Origin of the sequence: Enterobacter cloacae complex sp. IR5384 (assembly GCF_049237265.1) — a bacterium.
In the GTDB taxonomy this organism is placed as follows: domain Bacteria; phylum Pseudomonadota; class Gammaproteobacteria; order Enterobacterales; family Enterobacteriaceae; genus Enterobacter; species Enterobacter cloacae.
Map to the genome: position 1 here is coordinate 100,060 of NZ_JBMKHJ010000004.1, position 12,869 is coordinate 112,928.

Genomic DNA, 12,869 nt, shown 5'->3' on the forward strand with positions numbered 1-12,869 from the left:
TGCAGGTGAAAAAAGCTGCGGGGGGAACGGTAGCAACTTTTAAATATTGTTTAAAGGTTACGAAATTATTGTAATTGTGAAATTTAATGATGGATTGTTTGTAGGGGATTGCCGGATGAAACTGGCAAGGCGCGGTATTCCTGGTTACTATGCTGCACTTTGTGATCGCGCGCACGGAAGCCCGCCCTAATCTGCGAATTGTTATGTCATTACCCCATGCTTCTCTTTCCCGTGAAGACCAGGTCGCCACGGTGCTGCGTTCCCCTCAACTGCTGCTACGCGAAACGCTGGCAGGCGTAATTACCGCTCTGGCCCTCATTCCTGAGGTGATCTCCTTTTCCGTGGTCGCAGGCGTTGACCCAAAGGTCAGCCTGATTGCCTCTGTGGTGCTGTGTCTGACCCTTTCAGCGTTCGGCGGTCGTCGTGCGATGGTCACAGCAGCTGCGGGCTCCGTCGCGCTGGTGATTGGCCCGATGGTGCATCAGCACGGCGTGCAGTACATCCTGCCGGCGGTCCTGATGGCGGGGATAATCCAGATTCTGTTCGGCGTGCTCGGAATGGCGCGCCTGATGCGCTTTATTCCCCAGTCGGTGATGACCGGCTTCGTAAATGCGCTGGGATTGTTAATTTTCTTCGCGCAGGTTCCCCATTTCTGGAGCCGCAGCCCGCTGATTGTGGGTCTGTTCGTGCTGACGCTGCTGATTGTGCTGTGGGTGCCGCGTTTTGTTAAAAGCATCCCGTCACCGCTTATTGCGATTGTATTGCTCACCCTGTTCACCGTGACCAGCGGACAGGTTCTCCCGACGGTGGGGGATGAAGGTTCTATGAGCAGTGGTTTGCCAGGGCTGACACAGCTGCTCGTTCCGCTGAACATGGAAACGCTCAGCATCATCTGGCCATGCGCGCTGAGTATCGCTTTTGTCGGCCTGCTGGAATCACTGCTGACGGCAAAACTGGTGGATGAACTGACCGCGACGACGTCCAGCAAACGCCGTGAAAGTATCGGCCTCGGCGCAGGGAATATTCTTGCCGGGTTGTACGGCGGTATCGCGGGCTGTGCCATGATCGGACAAACCATCGTCAACGTGGAGATGGGCAAAGGTCGCAGTCGCGTCTCAACTTTTGCAGCGGGCATGGTGCTGCTGGTGCTGGTCACCGCCCTCAGTGAGGTGATGGCAAAAATCCCTATGGCCGTTCTGGCCGGGATCATGGCGATTGTTGCCATCAAAACGTTTAACTGGCACAGCCTTCAGCCTGCCACGTTAAAAAGCGCGCCCATTGCCGAAACGGTTGCGATGCTGATTACCGTTGCAGCAACGGTTTCAACCGGTAACCTGGCCATTGGCGTGCTGGGCGGGATTATTGTGATGGCATTGCTTCCCGCCCGGCTCAAGCGTCGGCTTAAAGAAGAAAAATCGTTGCAAGCCCAAGAAAAATAAAGAAACCGCCGGTATCGGTGATGGCGGTAATCATCACGCTCGACCCCACCGCGGGGTCGCGCCCCAGTTTGGTCATCGTCAGGGGGATAATGACCCCCATCATGGAGGCCACCAGCAGATTCAGCACCATCGCCAGCATCATCACCCCGCCTAACGCCATATCATCGTACAGCCACCAGGTGATGCCGCCCATAATGCCGCCCCACACCAGGCCGTTAATCAGCGCCACCCCCATCTCCCTGAAGATCAGGAAGGCGAAGTTACCCGGCTGAATGTTCTCCAGCGCCAGTGCACGGACGATCATGGTAATGGTCTGGTTGCCGGTGTTGCCGCCAATGCCGGCCACAATCGGCATCAGCGAGGCCAGCGCGACCAGTTGTGAAATGGTGTGTTCAAAGCCGTCGATCACCCGTGAGGCGATAAATGCAGTGCAGAGGTTAATGGCGAGCCATGCCCAGCGGGTTTTCACCGCCTTGCCGACGGAGGCGTGGACGTCATCTTCGGCGCTGATCCCGCCGAGCGCACGTAAATCGTTATCGGTCTCTTCGTAAACCACGTCAACGATCTCATCGATGGTCAGACGCCCCATCAGTTTACCCACAGAATCGACGACCGCCGCGCTCACAAGGTCGTCACGTTCGAAGGTACGGGCCGCTTTTTCCGCGTCGTCTTCCGGGGAGAAGACCATCGGCTCGGTTTCCATCACCTCACTCACCCGCCGTTGGGTGCTGTTGAGCAGGATCGTTTTAAGCTCCAGCTCGCCAAGCAGGGTTTTATCCCGGGAGGTGACGAACAGTTTATCGGTGTTGTCCGGCATGCTGCCCAGGCGACGCAGATAGCGCTGCACCGTACCGAGAGTCACATCCGGGCGCACCATGATGACGCCAAACTCCATAATGGCGCCCACGCTATGTTTGTCATAGTGCATCACCTGACGCACGCGTGCCCGCTCTTCCGCAGGCAGCGAAGCCAGTAGTCGCCCGGTCAGGTTTCGCGGCAGGTGCTGAACGAGGTAAATCTGCTCGTCAATGTCCAGCGTCTGCAGGGCATCGAGGATATCCCGGTCGCTCATCTCATCAATGAGATCGTCCCAGACGTTTTCAGAGGCTTCCAGCAACACCTGCCCGCGCTCATGATCCTGCACCAGCCGCCACAGGGCGTGACGCTCTTCCGAGGGGAGGGCTTCCAGGGTATCCGCCAGATCCGGCGGAGGTAAATGAGCAACCAGCGCACCTACCTCAGCAATATCGTCGGCCAGCGTGCCGACATCATATTGCTCAGCCAGGGTCAGTTTGCCCAGTAACGCAGAGGTGACCGCTTTATCCGTCGTGAGGAGCCAGATGAGACGCGCACGTTCCTGGTCGCGCTGCCTGGCACTGTTTTTCTTTAAAACCGACATTAATCATAAATCCATGAAATAAGTTGGCTTTAAGCATAGCGCGGAGATATGTAAATAAGAATAAACAACGGGGCGGGATGGAGAAAAAATCGGCATAACATGCACGATTTATCCCCTCTCCCCGTGGGAGAGGGTTAGAGTGAAGGCTTCAAGCCGTGCGCGCCACCGCATCGCGAGACGCCGCATCGCGCTCTTCACCGGTCAGTTCGCTCAGCTTGCCGTCACGCATCTCCAGCAGCCGGTCGGCGTGAATGAAGTAGTGATCGTCATGGCTGATGGCAAAGATGGTTTTGCCCATCGCCTGCATCAGCGGCAGCAGCACCTGGTAGAACTCGCGGCGGAAATGCGGGTCCTGATCCGCTGCCCATTCGTCCAGCAGGATGATGTCGCGCTCTTCCGCCAGGGCCAGCAGCAGCGCCACGCGCTTTTTCTGGCCTTTCGAGAGCTTCAGGTTGAGGATCTTGCCGTCCTGCAGCTCAAGCTTGTGCGACATCTGCAGATGCGCCAGCCACTTCTCCACCAGCGCCGGGTTAGCCTGTTGCCCTTCCGGCCCCAGCAGCTGGTCGAAGAGCCAGACATCGGTGAATACCGCCGAGAACAGCTTGCGATAATCCTCAGGCTTCTCTGCGCTGAGCGCGCGGCCATCCAGCAGAATGTCACCCGATTGCGGCTGATATAACCCCGTCAGCAACATCGCCAGCGTCGATTTCCCGCTGCCGTTACCGCCAATGAGAAACAGCAGTTCGCCGCGATGAATCGTCAGATTGACCGGCCCCACGGAAAAGGCGTTGTCCTGGTAGCGGAATGTGACGTTACGCAGTTCCAGCGTTTGCCAGTTCGGGAAGGCCTGAGGGCGCGGGAACTCCGCTTTGAACGGCGCAAGATCGAACTTTTTGAGCTTATTAAACGCCACCTGCGCGCTCAGCAAGGTGGGCAATGCGCCGACGGCAGAGAGCAGCGGTGTGCGCAAAAACAGCAGCGTCAGGGAGTAAGTTGCCGCTACATTGGTATCGGCCCAGCCCAGGCTGTTGGCCATCCAGAAGACCAGGCCAATCGCGCCCAGCATCATAATGTTCGACCAGTTAACCGCGCTCAGGTGGAAGGTATCAGCACGGATAATATGGTGCCGGTATTCACGCGCGTCCGGGATGTAGAGGTTGTTGAAGATATGCTCGGCACGCTCGCGGTTCAGGGTCAGCTCTTTACGCCCTTCCAGTACCGTCTGGTAATCGTTATAGAGTTTGTCCTCGGTTTCACGCAGTACCGCCATGTGTTTGTAGACGCGGGAAACCAGCAGAAAACCACCCCAGATGGTGATAGTAATCCACAGTGCCGTAACGGCCAGCATCTTGCTGGAGAGCCAGGCGAGATAGGCCGCCGAGCCAACGGTCAGGATAATGCCCTGCACCAGCTCCGGCAGACGGACAAACGCAATGGTGATGGCGCGCACGTCGCTGGTCAGTCCCGCCAGCAAAGAGGCACTGCCGAGCTGCTCGACGCGCTCCACCTGGGTATCCAGGATCCGCTTGATAAACTCGCTGCGCAGGCGGAAGACGAAATGATGCCCGAGAGCCGTCAGCGCCAGTTGGGAACCCAGCGTGACCGCCATCAGCAGCAATAACAACCCCAGAAATTCCGGCAGAACGGACAGCGAGGTGTCGACCATTTCGATCAAACGCACGTTGATGAAGGCGATAAGACCAATACCTAATGCGGCGCTGGCAAGGCTTAGCGCCATTACCGCAATAAAGGGCCAGCGATACTGACGCCAGACAAGAAGAAGTAGTTGCATGCAGGCAATCCGGACAATAAAAATCAGCCAGCAGTGTAAACTGCCCTGCGTTTACATCAAGAATAATTCTTATTTTTGTTTGCCTGGCGCGGTCTGGCGGAAAGTCAGGTTAAAGCGGAACTCGCCCGTCAGCGGATGGACGCCAGGCTTCAGTGGCTGAATGCCGTGGTAATAGAGCCGCGACTCCCTGCCCCACACCACCACATCCCCATGCTCCAGCATCAGACGCTGGAGAGGATCGTTGCGGCGTAATCCGCCGAACTGGAATATGGCGGGCAGACCCAGGGATACCGAGACGATCGGCGCACGCAGATCGGGTTCATCTTTATCCTGATGCAGCGAGAGTTTCGCTCCAACACCATAGCGGTTGATAAGACAGGCATCCGGTTGAAAATCGGGATAGGTGGCCTCGACGGCGGCATCATGGCAGAGCGCCTGAAAAACCGCAGGCATGGGCGGCCAGGGCTTGCCGGTGACGGGATCGTCCGGGGCATAGAGATAGCCCCGTTCGTTGGTTGCCCATCCTGCCGTACCGCAGTTGGTCATCGCCACCGACATGGTGTAGCCGCCAGGCGTCACCATATGTCGGAATGGCGAAACGGCCGCGACGTCATGGATCCCGGCCAGCAGCGCCGAGGCCCGGGAGAGTGCAAACCGGCGCAGGATCACTGCGCCAGGCGCTAGCGGCTCCTGCCAGGGTTCTGCATCCGCAAAGAGATCGAGCATTATCCCTCCTGATTCCTGGACTCACGTTTCAATAATAGCGCCTTTCGTTCCGTCCCCCAGCGATAGCCCGAAAGCGCTCCGTCCTGGCGTACAACACGATGACAAGGGATGACGATCGCCAGTTTATTTGCGGCACACGCTGCGGCCACCGCACGTACCGCGCCAGGTTTGCCAATCGCCTGCGCCACCTGCTGGTAGCTGGCTGTTTCACCGCAGGGAATATTGCGCAGGGCCTGCCAGACCTGCTGCTGGAAAGCGGTTCCGCGAATATCCAGCGGCAGAGCCAGCGGCATGCCACGGTTATCGATGGTATGGATAACCTGAGCAATACGTCGGGCAAATTCGCCTTCCAGCGGCGCGCGTTCAGCGTCCGGAAACAGCGACAAAATCTCCAGGGTGACTTTGGCATCATCATCGCCCAGCAATATTGCGCAGATCCCCCGCTCGCTTTCGCCCACCAGACAGCGGCCTAAGGCACACTCGCTGATGGCATAGCGCACTGCGACATCCCCTTTTCGGTACTGCTTTGCCGTCATGCCCAGCGCGTCGTTGGCTTTACGATAGTAGCTGCTGCTGTCCGGGAACCCTGCCGCCAGCACGGCATCGGTTATTTTATCCCCGTGGGCGAGCGCATTGCGCAGGCGCTGTCCTCGCGCTGCCTGCTGCCAGGCTTTTGGCGTCATCCCGGTTACGGATTTAAACAGGCGGTGAAAATGGAAAGGACTCATGGCAACCTGCTGCGCCAGCATTTCCAGCGTTAACGCGGGATCCTGCTCCAGCAGGCGGCAGGCGCGCTCCACTTTTTCCAGCTTCTCTTCCTGCGGGTCGCGTTTGTCCGGTCGGCAGCGCTTGCACGGCCGAAACCCTGCCTGAACAGCATGGTGCACATCGGGGTAAAAGTGGACATTTTTACGCAGCGCGTGTCGGGCGCGACAGGACGGACGACATACGATCCCTGTCGTCTGGACGGCAAAGACAAATTGTTCGTCAGCACGGGGATCGCGGGCCAGCACGGCCTGCCAGCGATCCTCATCGGTCATATAAGTCGGGTTTTTCATCATCGGCTCCTCTTACAAGCATACCTACAGCTTGCCTGAGCGCCAGCAATCAAAAACCCGCAACCTTGCTTTTTAATTCTTTTCGCTCACCAGGAAGCTGTCGAACTGCGGTGAACTCCAGGTCTTAAAGCCGTCGGCCTCTTTGGTGATCATATAGACCGCCAGCCCTTGCTGGCGAACCACCTCTTTGGCTTTCTCAGTACCGAGCACCATTAACCCGGTATCCCAGGCATCGGCTTCCAGCGCCGTCGGGGCAATCACCGTAACCGAGACCAGATTATGCGTAATGGGTCGCCCGGTCTGGGGGTCAATGACATGTGAGATCCGCTTCCCGTCGAGCTCGTAATAGTTACGGTAGCTGCCGGAGGTGCTGATGCCATGGCCGTTAATATCGACAATTGCCTGCACCGCATTTTGCTGGTCGGTCGGTTTTTGAATCGCCACACGCCACGGTTTGCCGCTGGCGTTCATCCCCCGGCTGACCAATGCGCCACCCACGGAGACCAGATAACGCGGGATGCCTTCCTGAGCCATCAGTGCGGCCAGATGATCCGCCGCATAACCTTCCCCGACTGTCGACAGGTCAACAAACAGATCGGGGATGTCTTTTTGCAGATACTGTTGCCCGTACTGGTTGATCACCGTCAGGTGCTGAAGCCCTGTGCGGGCGCGGGCGTCGTCAATGGCCGCCTGATCGGGGGTGGTCACCGGCTGCTTATTTGGGCCGAATCCCCAGAGGTTAACTAACGGCCCCACGGTCACGTCCATCGCACCGTGGGTTTTATAGCCCACGCGCATCGATTCGGTCACGATATCGGCCATCTCCTCGCTCACCGGCCACAGGGACGTGCTGGTAGAGAGGTTAAAGCGCATCAGCGCCGAGTCGTTTTTGTAGGTGGATAGCAGCTGATCGTCGGCATCCAGCTGAGACTGAATTTTGCCGCGAAGTTCTTCTGCGCGTGCTTTATCAAGGTTCATTACGCTGACGCGCCAGAATGTCCCCATCGTTTTGCCTTCCAGCACCGTCGCCGCTGGCGCGTCGGTGTGTGCCGCCGGCGTGGAAGAGTCACATGCGGTCAGGAAAAAAAAGGTTGCCAGGACGCTGGCGCGTAAAAAGGTCATGTCCATTCATTATTATCCTCATGCCAGGGCGGCAAGAGTACACCAAAATGCGGGAATTGAAAGGCCTTAAAAAAGGCAATAAAAAGGGGCCAGCCGGCCCCTTTGTTACACTGAAAAGCGATTAGAACTGGTAAACCAGACCCAGTGCTACGATATCGTCAGTGCTGATACCTGCATTACGGGTGAACTCTTTGTCATCCAGCAGGTTGATTTTGTAGTCCACATAGGTAGACATGTTTTTGTTGAAGTAGTAAGTCGCACCAACATCAACATATTTCAGCAGATCCTGATCGCCGTAACCTTCAATGTCCTTACCTTTGGACTGCAGGTATGCCACGGATGGACGCAGGCCGAAGTCGAACTGGTACTGAGCAACCACTTCGAAGTTCTGCGCTTTGTTAGCAAAGCCGTAAATATCGCTGCTGCTCTGAGAGTTGCCGAAACGGGTTGCGTTGTAGGTCTGGGAGTATTGCGCCGCCAGGTAGATGTTGTTGGCGTCGTATTTCAGACCACCAGAATAGACTTCAGCGCGATCGCCTTCGCCTTTCAGCGCAGGGTTAGCGGTGTTGTTCTGGTCAGCAGTACGTTTGGAAGAAGACATTGCACCACCGATGCTGAAGCCTTCACCCAGGTTATAGGTCAGGGACGCACCGTAACCGTCACCGTTCTGTTTCAGGGTGCTGCGGCCGGTGTCGTTTTCACCGCTTACGCTGCCGTTTTTACCCTGATACTGCAGAGCAAAGTTCAGGCCATCAACCAGACCGAAGAAGTCCTGGTTACGGTAAGTTGCTACACCGTTAGCACGGGATTGCAGGAAGTTATCTGAACCATAAGTGTCGCCGCCGAATTCTGGCAGAACGTCAGTCCAGGAGGTTACGTCGTAGATCACGCCATAGTTACGACCATAATCGAATGAACCCGCGTCAGCGAATTTCAGACCCGCGAACGCCACACGCGTCCAGGCCTGGTTGTCGCTTTCCGTCGTGTTACCCTGAATCTGGTATTCCCACTGGCCGTAACCGGTCAGTTGATCGTTAACCTGAGTTTCGCCTTTGAAGCCAAGACGCATGTAGGTCTGGTCGCCATCCTGACCGTCGTCATCAGAGAAATAGTGCAGACCATCGACTTTGCCGTACAGATCTAATTTGTTGCCGTCTTTGTTATAAATTTCAGCCGCATTTGCTGCGCCTGCTACCAGCAGTGCTGGTACCAGGAGGGACAGTACTTTAACTTTCATTTTATTAACCCTCTGTTATATGCCTTATTATTACCACTGCTTACCGGTTAACCCTCTTAACCAGTCGGCAATTTCATTCTCCTCAAAATTACAGAATAATCCAACAGGAATATGATACGAAAACTTTGAAAATTTTTCATTTCACTATCAAGATGTTTCAATTTGTAAACATCAAGGAACTTTTACAAAGCACAAAGCGCTTAAGAAATTAGCACTAATAATCAAACGAAAATATACACCCATAAAAATCATATAGTTACAATATAAAAATTTACAGCACTGAATGACAAAACAAGATCGTGCGTAATCACTAAAATAACTCTCGCTATCATCATTAACTTTATTTATTACCGTCATTCAGCTTTGAATGTCTGTTTATCCCTAATTCAACCGAATGCTTCGCATTCGGTTTTTTTTTACCTTTCTTTACGTAATTATTCTTTTTTTGTGCTACCGCACAGAAATCATAACGACTATTAACTAAATTCACCTGAAACCCCTCCCGCATAAAACGCAACGCAACAAATCATAATTTCTTGTTTATTCGTGCTATTCCCTGTCTGATATCGAGCGTAATCTGTACATTCACCTCGGGTATGTACACATTTAATACAGACCATTCAGTAGTACTCACAGAGGAAAAAGTCGCGTGTTCAAAGGCTATGAGGCTGGAAATTCAGTTATTACCCTTTATACTGCCCTATCGCCATAAAGCACGGCCATTACGGGTTAAACATATCAATGAGTCAGACTGAAACTACCGCCCCGAGCAAATTCTCCCTTCTCCCCGGGAGCATCACCCGTTTCTTTCTTCTTTTGATCGTTGTGCTGTTGGTCACGATGGGGGTTATGGTTCAGAGCGCGGTGAACGCCTGGCTGAAGGATAAGAGCTATCAGGTCGTTGATATCACGCATGCCGTGCACAAGCGCATTGACACCTGGCGCTACGCCACCTGGCAGATTTACGACAATATCGCAGCCGCCCCGGCGACATCCTCAGGTGAAGGGCTGCAGGAAACGCGCCTGAAGCAGGACGTTTACTACCTGGAAAAGCCGCAGCGCAAAACGGAAGCGCTTATTTTCGGCTCGCACGACAGCGCGACGCTTGAGATGACGCAGCGCATTTCAACCTATCTCGATACCCTCTGGGGTGCCGAGACGGTGCCATGGTCGATGTACTATCTGAACGGTCAGGATAACAGCATGATCCTGATTTCGACCCTGCCGCTTAAAGATCTCTCCTCGGGTTTTAAAGAGACGACCGTGGGCAGCATAGTCGATTCCCGCCGGGCAGAAATGCTGCAGCAGGCGAACGCCCTTGATGAACGCGAAAGTTTCTCTTCCCTTCGCCGTCTGGCCTGGCAAAATGGCCATTACTTTACCCTGCGCACCACCTTTAACCAGCCAGGACATCTGGCGACGGTTGTGGCGTTCGATCTGCCAATTAACGATCTGATCCCGCCGGATATGCCGCTCGACAGCTTCCGCCTGGAGCCGGACAGCAGTACCCAGAACATGCGTGCTACCTCGGATAAAGAGGCCGCAGAAAGCGTTTCTATCTCCTTTAACGGCTCGAAGATTGAAATTGCCTCTTCGCTGAACTCAACCGGTATGCGCCTGGTGTGGCAGGTGCCGTTTGGCACGCTGCTGCTCGACACCCTGCAAAATATCCTGTTACCGCTGCTACTGAATATTGGGCTACTGGCGCTGGCGCTGTTTGGCTACAGTACGTTCCGTTTCCAGCCCGGGCGTCAGAGCGATGCCTCAACGGTCCCGGCCGGAACCAGTAATGAATTGCGCGTATTACGTGCCCTGAATGAAGAAATCATCTCAGTACTGCCGCTGGGTGTGCTGGTTCACGACCAGGAAGCCAACCGCACGGTGATGAGCAATAAAATTGCCGACCATCTGCTGCCGCATCTTAACCTGCAGAACATCACCACCATGGCGGATCAGCATCAGGGGGTGATTCAGGCCACCGTCAATAATGAACTGTACGAGATCCGTCAGTTCCGCAGCCAGGTCGCCTCCCGCACGCAGATCTTCATTATTCGCGATCAGGATCGCGAAGTGCTGGTGAACAAAAAACTGAAGCAGGCGCAAAGACTGTATGAGAAAAATCAGCAGGGTCGCGCCGCGTTTATGCAAAATATTGGTGATGCCTTCAAACAGCCATTAAGAACGCTGGCGACGCAGGCGGCGGCGTTGAGCACGCCTGAAAGCCAACAGCTGGCAAGCCAGGCGGATTCGCTGGTGCGGATGGTGGATGAGATCCAGCTCGCGAACATGCTCGAGAACGACTTCTGGAAAGGCACGCCGACCCTCTTCTCGATTCAGGATCTGATTGACGAAGTAGTGCCGGAAGTTCTGCCGGTGATTAAGCGCAAAGGTCTGCAGCTGCTGATCAACAACCACCTGCCGGCCAACGACGAACGTCACGGCGATCGTGAGGCGCTGCGTCGAATTCTGCTGATGATTATTCAGTACGCCGTCACCACCACGCAAATTGGCAAAATCACGCTTGAGGTCAATACCGACGAGTCCGCGGAGGATCGTCTGACGTTCCGTATCCTCGATACCGGTGAAGGCGTTACAACCAGTGAGATTGATAATCTGCACTTCCCGTTCCTGAACGATACCCAAAGCGATCGCTACGGTAAGGCCAATGCCCTGACCTTCTGGCTGTGCGATCAGCTGGCGCGTAAGCTTGGCGGCCATCTGAACATTAAAGCCCGTGAATCGCTTGGCACCCGTTATTCGCTGCACGTAAAAATGGCCGCCAATCCTCAGGAAGAAGATGAAGAACGCCTGCTGGACGATGTGATTGTGATGGTGGATGTGACTTCGAACGAGATCCGCAATATCGTGGTACGCCTGCTGGAAAACTGGGGTGCGGCCTGCATCACGCCGGATGAAAGACTCTCAAGTCAAGAATTTGATCTGTTTTTAACTGATAATCCGTCTAATCTTACTGCCTCCGGCTTGCTTTTAAGCGATGATGAGCCAGGCGTGCGAAAAATCGGCCCAGGCCAGCTGCGCGTCAACTTTAATATAAGCAATGCGATGCAGGAAGCTGTATTACAACTAATAGAAGAGCAACTGGCGCAGGAAGAGATAGCGGAATCCCCGTTAGGCGGCAATGAAAATGCCGAGCTTCACGCCAGCGGATATTATTCACTCTTTGTTGATACAGTACCAGATGATGTTAAGCGGTTGTATACTGAGTCCGCTGCGAATGATTTTGCAGCGCTGGCGCAGACAGCACACCGGCTTAAAGGGGTGTTTGCCATGCTTAATCTGGTTCCCGGCAAGCAGTTATGTGAAACGCTGGAACATCTAATTCGTGAGAAAGATGCCTCTGGCATTGAAAAATACATCAGCGACATTGACGCCTACGTCAAAAGCTTGCTGTAGCAAGGTAGCCTAATACATGAACAATATGAACGTAATTATTGCCGATGACCATCCGATTGTACTGTTCGGTATTCGCAAATCACTTGAACAGATCGAGTGGGTGAATGTAGTCGGTGAATTTGAAGACTCTACAGCACTGATCAATAACCTCCCAAAACTTGATGCACACGTGCTCATTACCGATCTCTCCATGCCTGGAGACAAATACGGTGATGGGATCACGCTCATCAAATATATTAAACGTCACTTCCCGGACATCTCGATCATTGTTCTGACCATGAATAACAACCCGGCGATTCTGAGCGCCGTGCTGGATCTGGATATCGAAGGGATTGTACTGAAACAGGGCGCACCAACTGACCTGCCTAAAGCGCTGGCTGCGCTGCAGAAAGGCAAAAAGTTCACCCCTGAGAGCGTCTCTCGTCTGCTGGAAAAAATCAGTGCAGGTGGCTACGGTGACAAACGCCTGTCGCCAAAAGAGAGCGAAGTTCTGCGTCTTTTCGCTGAAGGTTTCCTCGTGACCGAGATTGCCAAGAAGCTGAACCGCAGTATTAAAACCATCAGTAGCCAGAAGAAATCAGCCATGATGAAACTGGGCGTGGACAACGATATCGCGCTGCTGAACTATCTCTCCTCCGTGACGCTGAGCGCGACGGATAAGGATTGATCCAGGACGGGTGTG

Annotated in this window: 9 protein-coding genes; 3 read left to right on the top strand and 6 right to left on the bottom strand. The window is 54.4% G+C overall.

Annotated elements, in window-relative coordinates; translation table 11 throughout:
• The first annotated feature begins 149 nt into the window (after positions 1–149).
• A complete protein-coding gene (locus ACOTX3_RS05360) occupies positions 150–1,439 on the top strand; it encodes a SulP family inorganic anion transporter (protein WP_127869154.1) in 1,290 nt (429 codons plus the stop codon).
• Here ACOTX3_RS05360 and mgtE read toward each other — a convergent pair.
• From mgtE to ACOTX3_RS05390, 6 genes are all read right to left on the bottom strand, one after another.
• A complete protein-coding gene (mgtE, locus tag ACOTX3_RS05365) occupies positions 1,402–2,838 on the bottom strand; it encodes a magnesium transporter (RefSeq protein WP_013098001.1) in 1,437 nt (478 codons plus the stop codon). The genes ACOTX3_RS05360 and mgtE overlap by 38 nt on opposite strands.
• Positions 2,839–2,986: 148 nt before the next feature.
• Positions 2,987–4,630 (bottom strand): multidrug ABC transporter permease/ATP-binding protein, encoded by a 1,644-nt coding sequence (locus ACOTX3_RS05370; RefSeq protein WP_029883099.1) that lies wholly within the window; start codon positions 4,628–4,630, stop codon positions 2,987–2,989.
• 69 nt (positions 4,631–4,699) lie between these two features.
• Positions 4,700–5,356 carry a DNA oxidative demethylase AlkB gene (gene alkB, locus ACOTX3_RS05375; protein WP_058678180.1) on the bottom strand — a complete coding sequence of 219 codons (657 nt, stop codon included), beginning with the start codon at positions 5,354–5,356 and terminating at the stop codon, positions 4,700–4,702.
• Positions 5,356–6,414 carry a bifunctional DNA-binding transcriptional regulator/O6-methylguanine-DNA methyltransferase Ada gene (gene ada / locus ACOTX3_RS05380; RefSeq protein ID WP_058678181.1) on the bottom strand — a complete coding sequence of 353 codons (1,059 nt, stop codon included), beginning with the start codon at positions 6,412–6,414 and terminating at the stop codon, positions 5,356–5,358. The genes alkB and ada overlap by 1 nt, the downstream gene beginning before the upstream one ends.
• Before the next feature lie 72 nt (positions 6,415–6,486).
• A complete protein-coding gene (gene apbE / locus ACOTX3_RS05385) occupies positions 6,487–7,542 on the bottom strand; it encodes an FAD:protein FMN transferase ApbE (protein ID WP_040022407.1) in 1,056 nt (351 codons plus the stop codon).
• Positions 7,543–7,657: 115 nt separating this feature from the next.
• Entirely contained in the window at positions 7,658–8,773 is a 1,116-nt protein-coding gene (locus ACOTX3_RS05390) for a porin OmpC (RefSeq protein ID WP_023619744.1), read from the bottom strand.
• A 741-nt stretch (positions 8,774–9,514) separates the two neighbouring features.
• Here ACOTX3_RS05390 and rcsD point away from each other — a divergent pair.
• Both rcsD and rcsB read left to right on the top strand, forming a co-directional pair.
• On the top strand, positions 9,515–12,187 hold the full coding sequence (gene rcsD / locus ACOTX3_RS05395) for a phosphotransferase RcsD (RefSeq protein ID WP_058678183.1): 2,673 nt from the start codon (positions 9,515–9,517) through the stop codon (positions 12,185–12,187).
• A gap of 16 nt (positions 12,188–12,203) precedes the next feature.
• Positions 12,204–12,854 (top strand): response regulator transcription factor RcsB, encoded by a 651-nt coding sequence (gene rcsB / locus ACOTX3_RS05400; protein WP_003859405.1) that lies wholly within the window; start codon positions 12,204–12,206, stop codon positions 12,852–12,854.
• Positions 12,855–12,869: the final 15 nt, after the last annotated feature.